A 20,415-nucleotide genomic window follows, 5' to 3' on the forward strand; every position below is an offset into this window, starting at 1 on the left:
ATTTAAACCTGACAATTTTGAGTTATGTAAATACTGAGTAAATTTTAATCAGGAATTAGTTGGTGATGGCATCCCACGCCACGGTAAAGGCTTGGTCCATATTGTGTTGGGCGTTGTCGGCACTCACCCCTAGACGAGAACGAGCTAAAAACACCACTGGGGCCAAAATAAATGACAGCAGCATGGGTTTGGGAATGTTCTTAATAATGCCCTGCTCTATGCCTGCTTGTAGGGCTTGGTGAAACGCTTGATAAGGCACTTCCAAGCTTTGGGTATCCACTTGATGAATCAAAGGCGAGTTGGAAAATTGGTCCATATATTGGTAGTCATCTGGGTAGCTGGTCACGTATTCGTACAGCCTAGACCAAAAAGCATGTACGTTGTCCTTCAGCGGTTGATCAGGGTTGAAGTCGCGCATAACGAAGTTGCTCAGCTCGGCTTTAGAAACCATAAAGGTAGACGCCAGTAGGTCATCTTTATTGCTGAAATAGACATATAAGGTCGCTGCTGCCACCCCCGCCTGTTTCGCGATCTTGTTGACCGATGCAGAGGCGAAGCCCTCTTCTTTCACGACTTGTATGGTCGCCTTATACAGTGCTTGCTTCTTCGTCTCGTCTCTATGTCTCATTGCTTACTCAGATTTAATCGTCAGCTGATGCCCAGTGCTGAGGATACTACTGGGTCTGCAAGCAAATGAAAACCAAGACCGTTAGCGCTAACCAACGATCTTATCGCGACCTTCGTGTTTCGCCCGATAGAGCTTGGTGTCCACTTCTTGGATCAGTATTTCTAGAGGGGTATCCACAGGCGGATCTAGATGGGTGACACCAAAGCTTAGGGTGATTCTTCGTTCCGGTAAATCCGGATGATCACACAAGGCTTGGCGCACCAGGTTTAAGCGTTTCATCACATCCCCACGGGTCATGCCCACTATGATCAGCATAAATTCTTCGCCGCCATAGCGCACACAGATGTCCTCGGACCGGAAATGCTCTTTCAAGACACTCGCCACTACCGCTAGGGCTTGGTCACCGACACTGTGCCCGAGGGAGTCATTAACCATTTTAAAATGGTCAATGTCACACAACACCATGGTCAAAGAGAGGTCCTGATCTTGCGCCTGCTTCAAGGCCTGTTCAGATAGCAATTTAAAGCCACGGCGATTATATAACCCTGTCAGTTCGTCCGTGGTGCTTTGCTCCATGAGGGTTTCATTTTCGTCTTTAAGATCCGAGGTGCGCTGGGCGACTTTTTGCTCAAGGTTTTGCATGGCGTCAGACAGACGGTATGCCATGTTTTGTAGGCGTCGCCCTAGGGAGTTAATCTCCCGCACTCGGCTAAAGGGTCGAGGCAGGTTTCGGATTTGCTCAAGAGAATGGGAGGTCGCCGCCTGATTAAGCTGCAGAATAGGACGTGCAATAAAGCGCGCCACAAAAGACCCCGCCAAGGCGATGCTCAAAAACATCAATAATACGATCCACATTAAAGCTTCTGAGTAATCCGATAGGATGTTTTTGTAGTAGGACTCAGGAATGAGCACCCCTACATACCAAGTCTGGCCGTAGGGCAAAGGCACTGGGCGCACATGGTAAAGGTACCCTTTCCCATCCATTTCTATTTGACGCGTCCCCTCCGCCAATTGAGTGCCCGCCAATTGAAACAATGGGTCTTGATAAGTACTAAGGGATACCCGTTTCATGGCACCCGCTTCTTCACTGAACAAGGCTTGATCACGTGACGTAGCAATCAGATCCCCATTGGCTTCCGCAAGAAACACATAGGAGTCGTCCACCAGCTCAATAGACTGCAAAAACTTATCCAATGACACCAAAGCCACGCTCGTGGCGGTCACCCCTAGCAGGGTGCCATCTTGGGCGTAAATGGGTGCAGACAGGCCCACGCCGAGAGACTCATAACCAAAGTAAGGCTCAATGGCGCTCCAGGTCATACCGTCTTGCTGCAAGGCATCTTGGTAAAATGGGCGGGTACGCGGGTCATAACCTTTAAAAGTGGGCTCAGATTCAATATGGGTGCCTACAAAATCCACTGGATCATAGTTGAAAGCATCTAAGAAGTTTGGCCCACGAGTGTAATTAGTCGCCACATGATGGGACGAACCAAATGGATCTCGTGTCGAGTTCACATAGCGTCCATCCGCTGTTGCGAAGGACACAAAGGTCATATAAGGGTATGCAACGGCCTGCTCATAAAAGCGTCCGGCCAGCACATCAAGATCATCAAGGTATTCAGGATGGTAGCTGATGGCGTCACGATTGACTTGTACGACCGTGTCCAAGGGAGCCATGAATTCTGTCACCCGATCATACACCCGTGATTCAATTTCACGCATGTAATGCCAGCCGACATTATCGGAGACATTGGCAAGTGTCACCGTAGATAATATATAAACCGTTGCGCCACCTAGGATGGCGAGCAATGCAAAGGGAACGACAATCAGTCCCCATAACGAAATCCGCTTCATTTAAGCACCAACTTTCACGTGTACCGCTGCTTGTTAGTATTATTAGTCGCTAAATAGATGGATTTTAAAGTCACATCTAAAGGGCACTCAGGTATTAATCCATTTAATGCTTACAAATTAACACACTTATTCACCGGACAATGTAAACAAGTGTAAGCGAAATTGTCAGAACTTTTGGGGATAAAAAGGCCGCCCATGATTGGCCGGCCGATTCTAAAAGAAAGGATGCGCGATCAGCGCTGACGCTCGTAAACACTGAGGTTTACAGCAGTGGCTAGATTTAGGGATTCAATAAGCCCTACCCCAGGGATGGTGAAGGCTTTAGCCTTTAAGCGACCAAGCTGATCTCGGGGCACCCCCCGCGCTTCATTACCAAAGATGTAGCAGTCACACTGCTTAAAGCTTGGGGCACTTAATGGCTCTCCTTGCATGTCCAAACAGCCAATGGCTTGAAACCGCTCGGGCAAGGTCTCAATATCCACCTCTAGTTCCATAGGAACATGAAATAAGGCTCCCATGCTCGAGCGAATCACCTTGGGATTAAAGGGGTCTACACTACCCGCACTGAGCAATAGGCGAAAACCACCAAACCAAGCCAGTGTGCGCAAAATGGTCCCTAGATTACCTGGGTCCTGAATTTCATGGAGATAAATCCCCGTCAGCTCTTCCCCTGAAACAGGGGAAATAGCATCCATGGGCACCACCGCTAAAATACCTTGGGGGGTTTTGGTGTCCGACATAGAAGCCATTTGCTTGGCACTGACTTCGATCTTTTCAAACGACGTGGACCAATCGGCGTATTGCGCCGTCACATACAACTTGGCGGCCGCCAATTTAGGGTTGTGTTTCGCCGCGTTCTCCAGCTCCAATACAAGATGTTCACCTTCTACCAGACAATGGCCCAGCTCTTGGCGATATTTCTTCTGATGAAGTTTTTTGACCTGATCAATCTTCATGGGTTAAGCGCCCTGTTGCTTCAAGATATCTAGAGCCACCGCTTCCGCTACCTTGATGCCATCAATACCCGCCGACAAGATGCCGCCAGCATAACCAGCCCCTTCGCCTGCTGGGTACAGACCTTGGGTATTCAGGCTCTGTAAGGTTTGATTGTCACGGGTAATACGGATCGGCGAAGAGGTACGCGTTTCGATGCCCGTAAGGATGGCATCGTCACGGTCAAAGCCACGGATCTTCTTACCAAACGCAGGCAGCGCCTCGCGTACGGCTTCGATAATAAAGCTCGGTAAGGCGTCCGCCAAATCACACAGCTGAATACCAGGCTTGTAAGAAGGCTCTACTTCGCCAAGCTGAGTCGACGCCTGCCCCTTGATAAAATCCCCCACCAATTGAGCAGGTGCTTTGTAATCTGAGCCACCAAGCTTGTAGGCTACTTCTTCAAGACGCTCTTGCAGTTCAACTCCAGCCAAAACGCCCTCAGGGTAATCTTGCTCTGGGTTAATGCCCACGACGATACCTGAGTTGGCATTGCGTTCGTTACGGGAGTATTGACTCATACCATTGGTCACCACACGGCCTTCCTCTGACGTGGCCGCTACCACAGTGCCCCCCGGACACATACAGAAGCTATACACCGCACGACCATTTTTCGCATGGTGGATTAACTTGTAATCCGCTGCCCCAAGCTCTGGGTGACCGGCATATTTACCCAAACGGGCACGGTCGATCAATGACTGTGGGTGCTCGATACGAAAACCAATGGCAAACGGCTTCGGTTCAATAAATACGTCTTTTTTGTGCAGCATTCGGAAGGTGTCTCGAGCACTGTGACCGAGGGCTAATACCACATGTCGGCTGTGCAATTCTGTACCATCCGCCAAGCCCACACCCGTGACCTGCTGATGGTCATCCAGCATTAGATCGGTGACTTTCGATTCAAAGCGAATCTCACCTCCCAGCTCGATGATTTCCTCCCGCATTTTGGCTACAACCCCCGTAAGACGGAAGGTACCAATGTGGGGTTTACTCACGTACAGAATTTCACTGGGTGCCCCTGCGCGTACAAATTCGTGCATGACCTTACGGCCGTAAAATTTCGGGTCTTTCACTTGGCTATAAAGCTTACCGTCTGAGAACAAGCCTGCACCGCCTTCACCGTACTGAACGTTCGATTCGGTATTCAGCTTATGATTACGCCATAAGCCCCAAGTGTCCTTGGTACGCTGTCGAACATTGCGACCACGCTCTAATACGATCGGTTTAAACCCCATCTGCGCCAATGTCAGTGCTGCAAACAAACCACAGGGACCAAAGCCAATCACGATCGGACGCTCCATAAGGTCCGCCGGTGCTTGCGCCACGGGATGATAGTCAATGTCTGGGGCGGCCTTCACATGAACGTCATCCTCAAATCGCGCCAATACAGCGTCATCATCACTGGTGTGTAAATGAATGATGTACACGAATGTGATTTCGGTGTTTTTCTTGCGAGCGTCATAACTGCGCTTAAACACAAAGAAATCCAGCAGGTTTTCGTCCACCAAATTCAAACGCTGCACGATGGCATCGCGCAAAGCGTCTTCTGGATGATCAAGAGGTAAGGAAAGTTCGGATAAACGTATCATGAAGGGTCCCGGCCGATTGACTCGGCAAAAGATAAAATGAAGACATGATTATACGTTGGCGGAGGCCATAAGTCAGTGAATTAACATGGTCTGATTCAGGTAAAAGCTGGTATCTTGGTGCTCCCAATCATGAACTGAGGTTGAGCATGGCCAAACACGTCAATCTGAATCTGATGCGATCCCTTCAGGTCTTGCTAGAAGAGCGTCATGTCAGCCATGCAGCGGAAAAACTCCACATCACTCAATCTGCGGCCAGCCGACATCTAAGTCAGCTGCGGCAATTGTTCGATGATCCATTATTGGTTCGGGACGGCAACACTTTGCTCCCCACCCCCAAAGCCCTGCAACTGCAGGCCAAGTTAGAAAACTGGTTTCTCGGGTTAGATGACCTATTGTTTGACGCTGCCTTTGATCCTCTGCGCTGGCAAGAAGAATTTGTCCTCTCTTCCAGTGATTATGTGGCCCAATACATCTTGCCCCATATTATTGATGCGTTCGCAGAACAAGCGCCCAGCGCTACCCTCAGCTACCGCCTATGGAACCCACAACTGATTGATGAATTGGCCACTAGTGACATTCATTTGGCTTCCAGCATGTCTCAAGAAAAGCCCCAAGGTTTGTGTTCCGAGCAAATTGGCGAAGACTTCCCTGTCTGTATTATGGGTGCCCAACACCCCCTCGCCAGCAAAGATCAACTGACCGTAGAGGACTTACTCCAATATGGCCATATCAAGGTCATCGGCGGCGGAGACAAAGACAGCTATGTGGATACCGCCTTGCGAGAGCTGGGACAGCAACGGCGAGTGGTACTCAATGTGCCCTTCTTCTATGCTGCCACTCCGCCCCTGTGTAAACATAACCTGTTGATGGTCACACCAGAACACATTGCCCGTAATTTTGCTCGGCAGTTTCCATTGGTTTATAAACCCTTGCCGGTGAAGACTCCTTGTTATCGCTATTGGCTCATATGGCACGAGCGCTATGACCAAACTCCGTCACACCAATGGGCGCGCTCTGTGGTACTCAATGCCATGACGCAATCTGAGTATTCCATTGGTTATGATTTAAAGTTATAGCCATCTTGATAAATCATGATTTCAATTAATATCGCGCCATCGTTATAGTGCCTTCAATACTTTTGGAGACCCATGTTATGACGCTTTCCCTTTGGCTATCCCTATTTACCATCTGTTTGCTGGGCGCCATGTCACCCGGCCCTAGTTTGATCACTGTGACCAAACACAGTCTTGCTGGCGGCAAGATCAATGGCTTTGCTGCTGCGTGGGCCCACGCCTTCGGTATTGGTGTCTATGCCTTGATTTCCATGCTGGGGCTAGCGGTGATTTTCCACCAGTTACCTTGGTTGTTTAATCTCATCAGCTACGCTGGGGCGGCGTATTTACTCTATTTGGGGCTAGGCGCTCTCCGCTCCACAGGAGGCATTGCCGCAAAGCTCAATGCAGGGGAGCCCGTCACCCCATTAAAGTCCGCTAAAGAAGGCCTATTGATCTCCCTTTTAAGCCCTAAAATCGCCTTATTTTTTGCCGCCTTGTTTAGCCCTTTCGTGGCGGCAGTTCATGGGCTAGAAGGTAAAATGTTGATCGTTGCCACCCCGTTCGTGGTCGATGGTCTGTGGTACACACTCATCACCCTTATGCTGTCTAACGCTCGTCTATTAGACAAACTGCGCCACAACGCCGTCTGGATTGATCGGCTATCGGGCTTAGTCTTGATCGCCCTAGCAGGGAAAATTGTTCTATCCGTCTAATACGCTCTGTGCCTTTGCTGATCCGCTGCCGAAAGGTACAATAGCGCCTTTCAAACCAAACAAATGGCACCCGATACCATGGCTCGATCCAAAAGCAGCAACCGTTGGCTAGACGAACACGTCAACGACCCTTACGTCAAAAAAGCACAGGCGGACGGCTACCGTTCCAGAGCCAGCTACAAGCTGCTCGCGCTCAATGACAAAGACAAGCTGATCAAACCTGGTAATCTGGTGCTGGATCTTGGCTCTGCCCCCGGGGGCTGGTCACAGGTGGCCTCTAAGCTGGTGGGCGATAAAGGCAAGGTCATCGCATCTGACATCCTGCCCATGGACAGCATTGCAGGCGTGGAATTCATTCAAGGGGACTTTACTGAACAAGACGTATTCGACCAAATCATGACAGCGGTGAACGGTGCCCCCGTAGATGTGGTGGTATCGGACATGGCGCCTAACATGAGTGGCGTGGCGGCGGTGGATCAAGCCTCCTCCATGTACCTAGTGGAATTAGCGTTAGACATGGCGATCCAAACCCTGAAGCCAAAAGGTTTATTCGCTGTAAAAGTTTTCCACGGGGAAGGCTACGAAGAATTCGTAAAAATGGTACGGGAGCATTTCGACAGTGTGGTCGTGCGCAAACCCGACTCCTCCCGTGCTCGCTCTCGGGAAGTGTATCTCGTTGGCCGTGGCTTTAAAGGGTAACCCCATGGAACTCAAAACCTCCACTCGCCTTAACAAATACATCAGTGAAAGCGGCCTCTGCTCCCGCCGAGAAGCGGATCGTTTTATCGAGCAAGGCAATGTTTTCATCAATGGCAAACGGGCCGGCATTGGCGATCAGGTGTCACCAGGGGATCTGGTCAAGGTAAACGGCCAGACCATTGAACCTCAAGAAGCGGAAGACCTGATCTTTATCGCTTTGAACAAACCCGTAGGCATTGTCAGCACCACAGAGTCCAGCGAGCCGAATAACATTGTCAGTTTTGTTAAACACGGGGCCCGTATTTTCCCCATTGGCCGCTTGGACAAAGACTCCCAAGGTCTAATCTTTTTAACCAACAATGGCGATTTAGTTAATAAGATCCTTCGTGCCTCTAATAACCACGAAAAAGAATACCTTGTAACGGTCAACAAGCCCATCACCGACGCTTTCATCGATGGCATGAGCAATGGTGTGCCGATTCTTGGGCAAATGACCAAGAAATGTCAGGTTAAAAAAGAGTCCACCTTCGTCTTTAACATTACCTTGGTGCAGGGATTAAATCGCCAAATTCGCCGCATGGCGGAACATTTTGGCTATGAAGTGGTGCAGCTTGAACGCATCCGCATCATGAATGTGTCTCTCAAAGGCCTCGCCTTAGGTGATTGGCGCGATCTCACTCCCAAAGAAGTGGCTGGCATCGCCGAGTTAACCAAAGATTCCGATGGCAACGCCGCCCCCAAAGCCACCAACCCACGCAAACCTAAACCCAATCCTAATCGCAATAAGTCTGGTGGTCGCCCGGATGCCCGGGGCAATAAACCTGCTAGAGCGGGTGGCAAGCCCGGTTCAGGCGGCAAACCCAATGCCAATGGCAAAAACAAACCTACGGACAAACGCGGAGGCAAACCCGCAGGACGGGGCAAAGCCAATGACCAAGGCAAACCGCAAACTGGGCGAGGCAAACCTGCAGCAGGTCGTCCTAATGGCAAAAACGGCCCATCCAACGGTCGAGGTAAACCTGCAAACGGCGGCCCTCGCAAGCCAAAAGGACGCTAGCGGGTCCAGCGCTTTTGATGATATTGCTTAGGGGTGCAGCCAAAGTGTTTTTTGAAGAAGGTGATGAAGGCGCCAACTGATTCATACCCTAGCTCTTCTGAAATACGCTGCACGGGACGGTCTTGGGCCAACTTTTCCAACGCCAGCACTATGTGTAACCTTGCTCGCCATTGACCAAACGTCAAGGCCACCTGTTGACGAATCAAACGAGCCAAGGTGCGCTCGCTCATAGCGTAGTCTTTAGCCCATTCCGCTAAGGTGCGACGATCATCTGGCTGGGACATCAACCGCTGGGCTAAGTCCCTTAACCGTGCTTCTTCAGGGATAGGAAAGTCAAAGGACTCATGGGGCGCCTGCTCTAATAAATCCATCAAAACATGCACCATTTTCTCTGTGGCGCTGCCAGGCTCATGACGTAATGGTTGATCGGCGATGTGCAGCATCAGCTCACGCATCAAGGGCGTCACCGTCAAGGTACAAACCCGTTCGGGTAAACGAGTCGCCGCAACATCCACAAACACCATGCAGACATCTGAGTCCGGTCCATACACATTACGGTGCACATGCTGACTGGGGATCCAAACCGCACACTGGGGCGGGATCAACCACATGCCCTGCTCCACATAGCTGGTCACTGTGCCCTTTAGGGCGAGAAGCAATTGGCCTTTTTTATGCTGATGCCACGGGGTTTCCGCATGATAGCTTTCCCGCTGTAATATCACCGGCTGGGCCAAGGTATCGGCTGGACCAAGGTCGGTAATGATGGTTCTTTGATCTTGTCTGGATTTCGTCATTTATTGTCTTAATTCCACAATACAGCAAGACACGCTATCCCATATACTCCTCAGCTGACAAGTCTTTAACCAATCGGAAGTCCTTTCATGCCAACTAAGTACAGTCGTGACGCATTGCTATTGCTGGGTTTCATCATGTTGATGTCGCTCAGCTTGCGCGGTCCAGTTGTCGGCATTGCGCCCCTTATTGAATTCATCGAGCAGGACTTGCATCTAAGCAGCTCCCAATCGGGCTTGTTAACTGCGTTACCCTTGTTAGCCTTTGCTATTTTCGCGCCTGCTGCCGCTTGGTTGAGTCGTCATCAAGGCATTGAGAAGACGCTTTTTATAGGCGCTATCAGTATTGCCGTGGGGATGATTCTGCGCTCCATGGGGGTATTACCGCCCATGTACCTTGGGGTCGTGTTTATTGGTGCAGGGATCGCCGTAGGCAACGTGCTCTTGCCGGTTTTATTGAAGCGCGATTTTTCTACACAGATTGTCCAGCTAACCGCCATTTACGTGTTAATGATGAACGTTGGCGGCACCGTTATGACAGGCTCCGCCGTACCTCTGAGCTTTTTGTCAGAACGCCTTTTTGGTGACCTTTGGCCAAGTTGGTCATTTGCTCTGGGGGCTCAGTTATTGATCATCGCCTTGCCGTTAGCCCTATGGATTTGGTTACCTAAAAAGGAAAGAGGAGGCGCTGCACCAACCCCAAGCAGCACGGAATCCTCCGTTTGGCGCTCTCCTGTTGCATGGTTACTGGCAATGTTTTTGGCGATGGATTCCGTTATCAACTACATCGTCAATGCTTGGGCCCCCACTATTATGATTGATAATGGGTTTGCGCCCGTGACCGCTGGGCTGTATCACAGCTATATTCAAGCGGCGGGGACAGTACCAGCTTTGATCCTGCCATTTCTGCAGCGCATCTTGCCAAGCAAGCGCCAGTTGTCTTGTTTGTCTACGTTTGCCACATTGATCAGCTTATTAGGATTCGTCTTCTTACCAGCGCTGTCTGCCGTCTGGTCCTTTATATTTGGCTTTGGGGTCACCATGGGCTATGTGGTGGGACTGTCCTTAATCAGTATTCGCACCAGCAGCTTGAAGCAAGCGGCGGCGCTATCCGGTATGGCGCAATTGATCGGTTACCTATTAGCGGCCGCTGGCCCTGTTGCTATGGGTGCCCTGCACGACTGGCAGGGCAACTGGCAAATGGTGCTTTATTGTTTGATTGGCATGAGCCTAATCTGGGTTCTGTTGGGCTGGTATTCCAGTGCCGAAGACTCATAAGCCGCTTGGCTTTTTTATTTAGAGTGAATGGGTATTTTAATGACAAACCGGGTGCCGTGGGGAGCATTGGGGCCCACTGTTATTTGACCGTTTAGAAGTTCGTTTACCCATTGGCTCACCATAAACAAGCCTAAACCTGAGTGTTTTTCACCACGCCCAGTGGTGAAAAAGGGCTCCCATATTTTGGATAAGTCAGCTTCATTAATCCCCCGACCATTATCACGCACCTCAATCACGTACTCTTCTTCTTTATTAAAGGCGATGGCGATCTCTCCTTCACTATGATCAGGAAAAGCATGGTCTAGAGCATTAGTAATCAGGCTTTGGAGCACTTGAGAGACAACCCCTGCCGCCGCGCAAAATTCTAATTCCGGGTCACCCTGCAGTACGATGTCAACTTTTGGATGCAGCTTACGCAGGGGCTTCAAGGCTGCCAAGGTGTCTTCTAGCATCAAGCCTACTTTAAAGTTCGTCAGTGCTTGTCGGGTACGCCCATCGGTGATGCGTTTGAATTGCTGCACAACGGCCACCGCACGCTCAAGGTTATTATCCGCAATGGCCAATGCTTGATGCACCATGTCCATATGCTTCGCTTGACGCTCAGTCAAAGAATCCGCCTCTTGCTTCATACGTTTCATATGACTCGCAACGGACGATAGGGTCATACGTAACCCCCCCAAAGGCGTATTCAGCTCATGGCCAACCCCCGCCACTAACATGCCAAGGGCCGATAGCTTGCTCTGCTCAACCAATTCCTTTTGCATCATGACAAGATTTTGGTTGTTTTCTTTTAGGCGTGTATGGGCTTTTTCAATACGCGCTTTATCGTGTCGGATGCGTTCTACATAGACTGCTTTTTGAGTAGCTAAGCGCCATCGGAACCAAACCAAAGCGACGAGTGCGCCATAAAGCAAAATAGCGACCATTCCGGTGACACCGTAAACGATCAATTGATTTTTAAACCACACATCCGGACGCACCTTAGCAATCAAATAGGTCCTTGGAGCGCTTTGTGGGTCCAAATTAATGGCACTCGGGGAAACCAAGGTCGGCAGACCGTCTAAGGACTCTTTTGTGAGGGTTCGATAGGTTTGAATGCGTTGCCAAGCATCAGGGTAAAGCTGGGGAAGTGCCATGGTGTAATCCCCATACATGTGTCGCCATTCCCTTTCTGGAATATAGGACAGCAGCCAATTCCCTTGGTTATCAATCACCTGTAATGTGTTCTCTGGGGTCTGGAGCAATCTAATCTGCTCCAACACAGAGGACACGTTAAAGTTCACCACCAAGAGCCCCTGCCACTCACCTTGGGGTCCCTTAAGCTTGGTCACTGACCGAGTGGTGGGCTCATAGGGCACTACGATAAGACCATGTTCTACGTTCAAATCCGTAGGAGTAATCAGAGTTTGCCCCTGGGCTAATTGGCTCCCCTTGATGTAGTAATAGCGCCCTGATTTATCTTGTAACTCACTTTTGGGAATGGCTTGCGTCGTCCCATTTGGGCGCACATCTACCCGGACTAGCTCTTGGCCATCCGGAGACAACCAACGCAATTGAGCAATAATGCTAGATAAGTGGCGTGTTTGCTTAAGCTGAGTTTCAACGGCCCGCCGCCACGCGTCTTCCGAGTCAAAGGATTGCGGCACAATGCTTTCTAACTCTTCACGCATGTAGTTGGTTATTTGCTCCATCAACCCAAGCTCTTTAGATATCAGAACACTGGCTCGGTTAATCAACTGCCCCTGCTCCTCACCATAGGTATCAGCAAGGGTCTTTTTCCAAACATGAATCGTGACCAAACCGAGAGCGATGACCATCACCAGAGGTACAGCAAAGATCCAGACTGGCGGTTTTTTCATAGATTAAGACTCGTCTGTTCGGGCTCGACACCAGTCTATGGCTTTTTCTAATGGCATGGGCTTTGCCATAAAATAACCCTGACCTGTATCGCAACCCATTTCTTTGAGGGCATTGTATTGCTCTTGGGTTTCAATGCCTTCCGCTAAGACTTCCATATTTAAGGTATGGCCGAGCTCGATAATCATGCGAACTACCTGACGATCTTCTTTGGTTTCAAGCATTCGATTGATAAATTGACGGTCTATTTTTAACACTTCGGTATTCAAGGTAGAGAGGTAAGCAAGAGAAGAATACCCAGCACCGAAGTCATCGATGCTAACTCGGATCCCTAGTTCTTTAAACCGTTTCAGATGCTTAAGCACGGCTTTACGCTCCACTATCAGCTGAGTCTCGGTTACTTCAACATCTAGACTTTGAGGAGCAACCGCCTCGGTTTGTAATAGCTCAACAAAGTTATCGACAAAGTCCGGTCTAGAAAGCTCGACCCCGGACACATTGACCGATAAGGGCACTCGCACATTGTGCTCTGCTAAGACAGTCTGAGCACGGCAAGCCAAGCGCGTTACCCGACGATCCAGTCGATCTATCAGACCGGACGTCTCAGCCATTTTGACAAACTGATCAGGGGGGATCATGTCCCCATTTTTATGGTGCCAGCGCACCAAGACTTCAAACCCAACCAAGCCCCCGTCAGACAGACGTATTTTGGGCTGCATGTGAATAAACATTTGCTCGGTCGGGATGGCCTCCCGCAGATCTTTTAGTAACGAATAGCGATTTTGATTTTGTAGCAGCTGTTGGGTACTGAAGACTCCAAAATCCACATTGTCATGCTTAACTTGCTCAAGGGCACTTTTGGCAATCCCAATGACTTGGGCAGGAGTGTTATCGGGCACATCCGACAAGCGCACCATACACCCTAACAAATCAATCACATGGAGACTGTCGTCGATCTGCAAGCGCGGGTGAAGCACATGTTCAAGGTCTTCTCTTTCATAGTCTTGGCGATCATAGACAAGCAGTACCAGGGTATCCCTCTCATACAAAGCAATGTCAATGGAGCGAACAAAGCAGGCCTTAAGGTGAGCATGCAGGTATTTCATTAAGTTGCGGCCATATTGCACCCCGAACAAGACTTCACTGTAGGCAAGCTCTTCAACAAACAGCATCAATACTTTGCAGTCTTTGCGCTCCTCTGGAGACAAACCAGCAATCTGGCGAAACAACCAGTTTTTGTTGTGCAGTCCAGTAGAGGTGTCATAGTAAGCAAGCTCCGCTAAACGGCTGTGCAAGGCAATATTTTTGAACCCAAGGTTGACGTTTTCACAAAACACCTTGAGCATCTCCACCTGATAGTCTCGCAGGGGATTTTCATGCTTCACTAGCACCACATAATCTCGCTGATCCAGCTCCTCGCTGGAAAAATACAAGGCAGACACTGCTGTGCCAATCATATGCTCTTGTTGGTGAAAGCTATTCATTAAAGCGTGGCTGAATTCTTCATCCACTGTAATACTGCCAAGATATTGATTGGACCAGTCGCTGAATTCCCCAGTCGCTGCAAACACCAAGGCTTTATCAGGTATCTCTTCATGCTGGTGCGCCATACAGACCACACCGCCTTTTTCGAATTCAAACAGTTTCACCAGCTCTTGGAGGATCGCTTGGGTATAGCTACGAAGATCCATTTTGCTGCTGATACGCTGGCTGGATTCGATCAGAAGCTGCATGCCTTGGCGGGCTTTTTGGATAACGGTTAAATGCTCCCAAGTACGCAAATTAGATATAACGATGGTTTGCAGATGATCGTGGGTTAGGTCACTTTTATTCCAGTAATCGTCAATGTCGTAGCTGGCCATCAAGTCATCTAATGGCATCATTCCCGGCTGCCCCGTGAGCAACACGATACGGACTAAGTGGTTACCAATACTTTCACGGATACTTTGCACTAGGCGCAAGCCCGCATCATCTGTTTCCATAACCACATCAAGCAAGATCACGCCAATGTCTGGGTTCTGCGCCAACACACTGCCGGCCTCTTGGGCAGAGTTGGCGGTCAAAAACTCTACATTTTTAGTACCGTAATCTAGCGACTGCAGGCCGTTTAGCAGGGCACTCTGGTAACCTGCATCGTCCTCCACAGACAATACTTTCCAGGTGGTCTCTGTTTTTGATAAATAATCAAGCTTTCCTTGTGACCTCATACATCAAAACCTATCTATGTAGATGACCTAATTCGGTTTTGTGAGCATTTTGACCGTTACTCACATCTCGTAAATACGAGTATAGTCGTAATTTTTAAAATACCGAGAATTGGTAACCAAAATCATGACGTAAAGCTGACAATTAGCCTCAGGAAATATGCTACACTGGCGCACTTATGTTTATTTTCAGACGAGCCTAAAACGGAACCCTCAATGACACAGAAAAAAGGCAACCTTTTCATTTTATCGGCCCCTTCTGGCGCGGGGAAATCTTCCCTTTACAAAGCGCTGTTAAAAGCCGACGAAAACGTTCGCATCTCGGTATCCCACACCACTCGCGCCCCTAGAACAGGCGAAGAGCACGGCCGAGAGTACTTTTTTGTTGATGTGGACTCCTTCCTAGATATGATCGCGGAAGATGCGTTTTTTGAGCACGCCCAAGTGTTTGACAACTTCTACGGCACCTCCAAACAAGCCATTTTCGACATGCTCGACCAAGGCTTAGACGTGATCTTAGAAATAGACTGGCAAGGGGCCCAACAAGTACGTGCCCAATACCCTGATGCCATTGGTATTTTTATCTTACCACCATCGGTTGAAGCCCTAGGAGAGCGTTTGAAAGGTCGTGGCACCGACGCCGAAGACGTAATCGCCCGCCGTATGGCCAAAGCCGTCAATGAAATGTCACACTACAACGAATACGAATATGTCATCATCAACGATGATTTTGATGAAGCATTTCAACAATTGCAGGCCATTTTCGTGGCCATGCGTACCAGAATGCCATTAATACGTGAGATTCACACAGATCTCATCAATGATCTCTTGTCATAGTGACAGGCGGTTCAGTAAAATTGGCGATTACTAATTAGTGATTAAATCTTACCCAGAGGTTACCCCATGGCTCGAGTTACAGTTGAAGATTGCCTAGAAAACGTAGACAACCGTTTTGAATTGGTTATGGTTGCGGCGAAACGCGCACGTCAACTAGCAACCGGTGGCGCAGAAGCAAAGCTACCACTTGAAGAAGACAAAATGACTGTTGTTGCGCTACGTGAAATCGCCGATGACCTAATCAACGCGAAAAACGTAGACTTCCAGAATAAGCCAGCGCCAACAGAGTTTTAATCTCTATGGTATGCATCGCTCAGCACACGTATTTCTGGTTTTGCTTTTCCTGATGTGAGGTGAGCGGTGTCTACTATTGAGAAATTAGCGGAAAACCTTGGCCAATATCTGCCCTACGAGCAGATCGCCACGGTAAAACGCGCCTACTACTACGCTGAACAAGCCCACGATGGACAAAAGCGTAAAAGTGGTGAGCATTATGTCACCCATCCATTGGCAGTGGCATTTGTCCTAGCTGAGCTTCGAATGGATTGCGAAGGCCTAACGGCCGCGCTACTCCACGATGTAATCGAAGACACAGGCATTTCCCGAGAGGCCCTCGCGGAGCAATTTGGTGAAGGCGTTGCTAGCCTAGTTGATGGTGTCAGTAAGCTGACCCACCTTGAGTTCAACAGCCAAATCGAAAAACAAGCTCATAACTTCCAAAAAATGGCCATGGCCATGGCGGATGACATTCGCGACATCATGGTGAAGCTGGCGGACCGACTCCATAACATGCGCACCCTCGATGCCATGCCAGCCCATAAAAAACGCCGTATCGCGAAAGAAACCCTCGACATTTACGCACCGATAGCGAACCGCTTAGGTATGTATAATATGCGTGTGGATCTTGAGTCCTTGGCCTTTCAAGCTTACTACCCACTTCGTTCACGGATGCTCGAGCGCGCTATTAACAAGCGCTATGGACAACGGGACAAGTCCATGGAAAAGCTTGAAGACTTCATTCGCTCTGAGCTGGCTGCTGACTACATTGATGCAGCCATCAGCGTGCGCGAAAAGCATACCTACAGCATCTACCAAAAGATGCGTAAAAAGCGCCGCTCCTTGGAAGAAGTCATGGACGTACTGGGTGTGCGTATTGTCACCGATCGCCATGACAGCTGTTATCGCATTTTGGGGGTAATTCACGCCCTCTTTAAGCCGATTGAAGGTCGCTTTAAAGATTACATCGCGGTGCCTAAGTCCAACGGTTATCAGTCGTTGCACACCACTGTGGTGGGTACCAATGGCTTACCATTGGAAGTACAGATTCGTACTAATGAAATGGATGTTGTCGCGGTTAATGGTATCGCTGCCCATTGGACCTACAAGTCCCAGGGGCAAACGTCTGGTGCTCCGGCCAGCAACCATGAACGTGCTACCAAATGGGTTAAAAGCTTGCTTGAGATTCAAGAAAAAGCCCACAACCCAATGGAGTTCATTGATAACGTTAAGAGCGACCTCTTCCCTGACGAGGTGTACGTCTTTACACCTAAAGGCGAGATCATTGAACTACCGTCTGGTGCAACGCCTGTAGACTTCGCTTATGGGGTCCATACGGAAATCGGCAACACCTGTATTTCCTGTCGTATCAACCGTCGTTTAGCGCCGTTGAGCACCCAGTTAGAAAGTGGCCAGACCGTCGAAGTCATCACGGCCAAAAGCGCCCAGCCAAATGTGGCTTGGTTAAGCTTCGCCATCACAGGTAAAGCCCGCACCAACATTCGCCATTACCTGAAGACCAAACAACGGGAGAATGCCATTTCATTTGGCTACCGCCTACTGACCCGCTCCCTCAATGCCTTCAGAACCACTATTGAAGAATTGCCCGAAGATCGCGTCAACGCGGTCTTAGAGCACTACCAGCTTGAGGCCTTAGATGACTTACTTGAATCCATCGGTAAGGGTCGTCATGTGGGCTATGTGGTCGCCCGTCAGTTATTCCCTGACTTTAATGAAGATGAATTGATTTCACCGAAATCGTTTAAAGTGAATGGCTCTGAAGGGATGCTAATCTCCTATGCGAAATGCTGTTCACCGATTCCGGGTGATCCGATTGTCGGATATGTGCAAGTAGACAAAGGCATTATCATTCATCATCGTAGCTGCCCAAATATTCAAGACCACTTATCTAGCCCAGAGCGTTATATTCGCATGAGCTGGAGTAAAGAGATTGAAGAAGAGCTCAACGTCAGCCTGATCGTCACCTATGTGAACGAGCGAGGCGCCGTGGCCAAGATTGCCAGCTCCATCAGTGACACAGATTTCCAAGTGTCTAACTTGGACATCATTGAACGGGGCAAGATCTCTCGTCTTCGTCTGAATATTGCTATATCAAGTCGTGTGGGCTTAGCAGATGTTATGCGACGCATTAAAGCCGTGCGTTGCGTTGAAAAAGTATCCCGTGAGAACCTCGTCGGACGTTAATCACGTAGCATTTAGAATTTGATCACTCATAAAGGATTGAGACCATGGCAAAGCAAGTAATCTTCTCTGAAAACGCTCCTGCAGCAATCGGCCCATACTCACAAGCTGTTCGCGCTGGCAACACAGTTTACCTTTCCGGCCAGATTCCATTGGTACCAGCCACCATGGAAATCGTCAGCGATGACGTAGCAGAGCAAACAAAGCAAGTCTTCACTAACCTACAAGCGGTTTGTGAAGCAGCAGGCGGCTCACTAAAAGACATCGTTAAGCTAAACATCTACATGACCGACCTAGGCAACTTCGCCACAGTGAACGAAGTCATGACACAGTTTTTCGAGCAACCTTACCCAGCTCGTGCAGCCTTGGGTGTGCGTGCACTGCCGAAAGACGTTGCCGTTGAAATCGAAGGCGTGATGGTATTAGAAGACTAATCCCTGATCCCCGATCTCTGATACAAATAAAAAAGAGGCCCTAGTGGCCTCTTTTTTTATTTCGATTTAGCAATGCTTAGGCACGCTCAGCAGGGGGTACATAGCGTTTTAACACGCTGCCATAGCCAGTAACATAGCCTGAATAGTGTGGACGCCAACCTAAGGTGCGCAATTTAGTGGCCACGATACGCTTACCCTTAGTTGGAAAGTATTCCGCAAAGGTAATATCAGAGGGCAAAGATGGCAGCACATCCAAGGCGCTGGCTAACCATAACTTAACTTCCCACATGGACACAGGCTGCTCATCAGTGGCAATCACTGTCTCTGGTAAGGTCTGTCCTTTGACAACACGCTCCCCTAGGAAACACAACGCACCCACTACATCATCTCGGTGAATACGATTAGTCCAGCTGTTTTCTGCCCAAGGCTCAGCCTCATACACACCGTCTATTAAGCGAAACCGCCCAGGACCGTAAATACCAGAACAACGGACACTTGTGGTGGGCAACGCCTGTATTAACACCTGCTCTGCCTCCAGCAGCTTGTTAGCAGTGGGCTTGGCCGCCACAGCAAGGGAGTCGTCGGTAATTAACTGGCCTTGGTTCTGGCCATAAACACTGGTACTGGAGACAAAGATCACATGGGGCTTCTGCTCCCGTTCTTGGTAAGCTTGGGCCACAGCTTCGGCCGCCCCCACATAAGCCTTGCCATAAGCCTCTTCCGTGCGCCCCTGTGGGGTAACAATCAAATACACCAGGTCCACATCGGGCCACGCATCTTGATTCAGCTCGGTTAAATCTCCCGTAATCCCCAACACCCCTTCAGGAAATTCGATACCTTGGCGGCGCATGCCTGTCACTTGCGCACCCAGCGCCACAAAATGAGACGCCACTGAACGTCCTAAGTCACCACAGCCCGCTACCAGTACTTTTGTCATATTTGCCCCAATGATTGCAAAAAAAGCGTATCTTCCAAGTTCCGGTACACTTTATCAAAATATGTATTATCATAGTTATTACCAATTATAAGGGTAATGACCATGACGCTAACAGAACTCAAATACATCGTTATGCTAGCAGAAGAGAAACATTTTGGCCGTGCAGCAGATCGCAGCAATGTTTCTCAGCCAACACTCAGTGTGGCAGTTAAAAAGCTAGAAGACGAACTTGGCGCTGCGATTTTCGAGCGTAGCAAAAGCTCTGTCTACATTACCCCCATTGGCGAACAAATCATCAGTCAGGCGCGCCGTGTATTAGAGCAAGCCAACATGATTAAAGAATTGGCGTCTTCTGGCAAAAACCAACTTCGAGGCCCGTTGAAGGTAGGTGCTATCTTTACCATTGCGCCGTACCTATTTCCTTACATGATCCCAGAGCTTAAAAAACATGCCCAAGGCATGCCCTTGGTGATCGAGGAAGACCTGACTGAAAACCTGCGTCCGAAACTGCGTAACGGCGAGTTAGATGCCATCATTGTCGCTCTCCCTTTTCGCGAACCAGACGTGGTCACTCAACCCATTTACGAAGAAGAGTTCGTCGTACTGATGCCCAAAGAACACCCTTGGGCAAACCTTGACAGTATTACCACGGACCAACTCACCACAGATAACTTACTGCTGCTAGGCAAGGGCCACTGCTTTAGTGACCAAGTCATGGAAGCCTGCCCTATTATTGGCGAGGAAGAGCTCAACGAAGGACGTACCGTTGTAAATGGTAGCTCCCTAGAAACCATCCGCTATATGGTGTCATCAGGATTAGGTGTGACGGTACTGCCAAAGTCCGCGGTCAATAACATTGATGAAGATGTATTGGCGGTGAGACCTTTTAGCGCCCCTGTTCCCAAACGTACTGTGGCCTTGGCATGGCGGGCCAGTTTCCCGCGTCCAAAAGCCATCGAATCTCTCAGCCAATCCATCCGTGAGGCATGCCAAAAGCTGAATCTGGACTAG

General features: G+C 49.4%; 17 protein-coding genes and 1 pseudogene. 10 read left to right on the top strand and 8 right to left on the bottom strand.

The window, feature by feature from the left end:
- Positions 1-55 precede the first annotated feature (55 nt).
- The 4 genes from ACFQ45_RS05760 to ACFQ45_RS05775 all read right to left on the bottom strand — a co-directional run bounded on the left by ACFQ45_RS05760 (position 56) and on the right by ACFQ45_RS05775 (position 5,064).
- Positions 56-628: a TetR/AcrR family transcriptional regulator gene (locus ACFQ45_RS05760; RefSeq protein ID WP_377366040.1), complete on the bottom strand. Its 573-nt coding sequence runs from the start codon at positions 626-628 to the stop codon at positions 56-58.
- Between the two features lie 87 nt (positions 629-715).
- Entirely contained in the window at positions 716-2,482 is a 1,767-nt protein-coding gene (locus ACFQ45_RS05765; protein ID WP_377366041.1) for a sensor domain-containing diguanylate cyclase, read from the bottom strand.
- 233 nt (positions 2,483-2,715) lie between these two features.
- A complete protein-coding gene (locus ACFQ45_RS05770) occupies positions 2,716-3,438 on the bottom strand; it encodes a TrmH family RNA methyltransferase (RefSeq protein WP_377366042.1) in 723 nt (240 codons plus the stop codon).
- A 3-nt stretch (positions 3,439-3,441) separates the two neighbouring features.
- A complete protein-coding gene (locus ACFQ45_RS05775; RefSeq protein WP_377366043.1) occupies positions 3,442-5,064 on the bottom strand; it encodes an NAD(P)/FAD-dependent oxidoreductase in 1,623 nt (540 codons plus the stop codon).
- A 146-nt stretch (positions 5,065-5,210) separates the two neighbouring features.
- Between ACFQ45_RS05775 and ACFQ45_RS05780 the strand changes: the two genes are divergently transcribed.
- The 4 genes from ACFQ45_RS05780 to rluF all read left to right on the top strand — a co-directional run bounded on the left by ACFQ45_RS05780 (position 5,211) and on the right by rluF (position 8,588).
- Positions 5,211-6,140: a LysR family transcriptional regulator gene (locus ACFQ45_RS05780; RefSeq protein WP_377366044.1), complete on the top strand. Its 930-nt coding sequence runs from the start codon at positions 5,211-5,213 to the stop codon at positions 6,138-6,140.
- A gap of 77 nt (positions 6,141-6,217) precedes the next feature.
- On the top strand, positions 6,218-6,832 hold the full coding sequence (locus ACFQ45_RS05785; RefSeq protein WP_377366045.1) for a LysE family translocator: 615 nt from the start codon (positions 6,218-6,220) through the stop codon (positions 6,830-6,832).
- A 78-nt stretch (positions 6,833-6,910) separates the two neighbouring features.
- On the top strand, positions 6,911-7,531 hold the full coding sequence (gene rlmE, locus ACFQ45_RS05790; protein ID WP_377366046.1) for a 23S rRNA (uridine(2552)-2'-O)-methyltransferase RlmE: 621 nt from the start codon (positions 6,911-6,913) through the stop codon (positions 7,529-7,531).
- 4 nt (positions 7,532-7,535) lie between these two features.
- Positions 7,536-8,588, top strand: coding sequence for a 23S rRNA pseudouridine(2604) synthase RluF (rluF, locus tag ACFQ45_RS05795; RefSeq protein ID WP_377366047.1), 1,053 nt, complete (start codon positions 7,536-7,538; stop codon positions 8,586-8,588).
- Here rluF and ACFQ45_RS05800 read toward each other — a convergent pair.
- A complete protein-coding gene (locus tag ACFQ45_RS05800; RefSeq protein ID WP_377366048.1) occupies positions 8,585-9,382 on the bottom strand; it encodes an AraC family transcriptional regulator in 798 nt (265 codons plus the stop codon). The genes rluF and ACFQ45_RS05800 overlap by 4 nt on opposite strands.
- Positions 9,383-9,469: 87 nt before the next feature.
- On the opposite strand from ACFQ45_RS05800, the gene ACFQ45_RS05805 reads away from it, so the two are divergent.
- Entirely contained in the window at positions 9,470-10,657 is a 1,188-nt protein-coding gene (locus ACFQ45_RS05805) for an MFS transporter (RefSeq protein ID WP_377366049.1), read from the top strand.
- Between the two features lie 14 nt (positions 10,658-10,671).
- On the opposite strand, the gene ACFQ45_RS05810 is transcribed toward ACFQ45_RS05805, so the two are convergent.
- On the bottom strand, positions 10,672-12,516 hold the full coding sequence (locus ACFQ45_RS05810) for a sensor histidine kinase (RefSeq protein WP_377366050.1): 1,845 nt from the start codon (positions 12,514-12,516) through the stop codon (positions 10,672-10,674).
- 3 nt (positions 12,517-12,519) lie between these two features.
- Positions 12,520-14,721 (bottom strand): putative bifunctional diguanylate cyclase/phosphodiesterase, encoded by a 2,202-nt coding sequence (locus ACFQ45_RS05815; protein ID WP_377366052.1) that lies wholly within the window; start codon positions 14,719-14,721, stop codon positions 12,520-12,522.
- Between the two features lie 213 nt (positions 14,722-14,934).
- Between ACFQ45_RS05815 and gmk the strand changes: the two genes are divergently transcribed.
- The 4 genes and pseudogenes from gmk to ACFQ45_RS05835 all read left to right on the top strand — a co-directional run bounded on the left by gmk (position 14,935) and on the right by ACFQ45_RS05835 (position 18,467).
- Positions 14,935-15,555 (top strand): guanylate kinase, encoded by a 621-nt coding sequence (gene gmk / locus ACFQ45_RS05820; protein WP_377366053.1) that lies wholly within the window; start codon positions 14,935-14,937, stop codon positions 15,553-15,555.
- 66 nt (positions 15,556-15,621) lie between these two features.
- Positions 15,622-15,816: pseudogene (rpoZ, locus tag ACFQ45_RS05825) on the top strand (DNA-directed RNA polymerase subunit omega); the annotation flags it as partial.
- A gap of 99 nt (positions 15,817-15,915) precedes the next feature.
- The gene (locus tag ACFQ45_RS05830) at positions 15,916-18,036 is read left to right on the top strand and encodes a RelA/SpoT family protein (RefSeq protein ID WP_377366055.1); all 2,121 of its coding nucleotides are present in this window, start codon (positions 15,916-15,918) and stop codon (positions 18,034-18,036) included.
- 44 nt (positions 18,037-18,080) lie between these two features.
- Entirely contained in the window at positions 18,081-18,467 is a 387-nt protein-coding gene (locus tag ACFQ45_RS05835; RefSeq protein WP_377366056.1) for a RidA family protein, read from the top strand.
- 76 nt (positions 18,468-18,543) lie between these two features.
- Here the strand turns inward: ACFQ45_RS05835 and ACFQ45_RS05840 are convergent, their stop codons facing one another.
- On the bottom strand, positions 18,544-19,404 hold the full coding sequence (locus ACFQ45_RS05840; protein WP_377366057.1) for an NAD-dependent epimerase/dehydratase family protein: 861 nt from the start codon (positions 19,402-19,404) through the stop codon (positions 18,544-18,546).
- Positions 19,405-19,506: 102 nt separating this feature from the next.
- Here ACFQ45_RS05840 and ACFQ45_RS05845 point away from each other — a divergent pair, with 102 nt between their 5' ends.
- Complete coding sequence (locus ACFQ45_RS05845) at positions 19,507-20,415, top strand: hydrogen peroxide-inducible genes activator (protein ID WP_377366058.1); 909 nt, start codon at positions 19,507-19,509, stop codon at positions 20,413-20,415.

Source organism: Rhodanobacter aciditrophus (assembly GCF_042679525.1).
Taxonomy (GTDB): Bacteria; Pseudomonadota; Gammaproteobacteria; order Pseudomonadales; family Marinomonadaceae; genus Marinomonas; species Marinomonas aciditrophus.

Excerpts from the sequence above, each read along its gene's own strand:
- ACFQ45_RS05760 (WP_377366040.1), bottom strand. The coding sequence starts at position 628 with ATGAGACATAGAGACGAGACGAAGAAGCAAGCACTGTATAAGGCGACC.
- ACFQ45_RS05765 (WP_377366041.1), bottom strand. The coding sequence starts at position 2,482 with ATGAAGCGGATTTCGTTATGGGGACTGATTGTCGTTCCCTTTGCATTG.
- ACFQ45_RS05770 (WP_377366042.1), bottom strand. The coding sequence starts at position 3,438 with ATGAAGATTGATCAGGTCAAAAAACTTCATCAGAAGAAATATCGCCAA.
- ACFQ45_RS05775 (WP_377366043.1), bottom strand. The coding sequence starts at position 5,064 with ATGATACGTTTATCCGAACTTTCCTTACCTCTTGATCATCCAGAAGAC.
- ACFQ45_RS05780 (WP_377366044.1), top strand. The coding sequence starts at position 5,211 with ATGGCCAAACACGTCAATCTGAATCTGATGCGATCCCTTCAGGTCTTG.
- ACFQ45_RS05785 (WP_377366045.1), top strand. The coding sequence starts at position 6,218 with ATGACGCTTTCCCTTTGGCTATCCCTATTTACCATCTGTTTGCTGGGC.
- rlmE (WP_377366046.1), top strand. The coding sequence starts at position 6,911 with ATGGCTCGATCCAAAAGCAGCAACCGTTGGCTAGACGAACACGTCAAC.
- rluF (WP_377366047.1), top strand. The coding sequence starts at position 7,536 with ATGGAACTCAAAACCTCCACTCGCCTTAACAAATACATCAGTGAAAGC.
- ACFQ45_RS05800 (WP_377366048.1), bottom strand. The coding sequence starts at position 9,382 with ATGACGAAATCCAGACAAGATCAAAGAACCATCATTACCGACCTTGGT.
- ACFQ45_RS05805 (WP_377366049.1), top strand. The coding sequence starts at position 9,470 with ATGCCAACTAAGTACAGTCGTGACGCATTGCTATTGCTGGGTTTCATC.
- ACFQ45_RS05810 (WP_377366050.1), bottom strand. The coding sequence starts at position 12,516 with ATGAAAAAACCGCCAGTCTGGATCTTTGCTGTACCTCTGGTGATGGTC.
- ACFQ45_RS05815 (WP_377366052.1), bottom strand. The coding sequence starts at position 14,721 with ATGAGGTCACAAGGAAAGCTTGATTATTTATCAAAAACAGAGACCACC.
- gmk (WP_377366053.1), top strand. The coding sequence starts at position 14,935 with ATGACACAGAAAAAAGGCAACCTTTTCATTTTATCGGCCCCTTCTGGC.
- ACFQ45_RS05835 (WP_377366056.1), top strand. The coding sequence starts at position 18,081 with ATGGCAAAGCAAGTAATCTTCTCTGAAAACGCTCCTGCAGCAATCGGC.
- ACFQ45_RS05840 (WP_377366057.1), bottom strand. The coding sequence starts at position 19,404 with ATGACAAAAGTACTGGTAGCGGGCTGTGGTGACTTAGGACGTTCAGTG.
- ACFQ45_RS05845 (WP_377366058.1), top strand. The coding sequence starts at position 19,507 with ATGACGCTAACAGAACTCAAATACATCGTTATGCTAGCAGAAGAGAAA.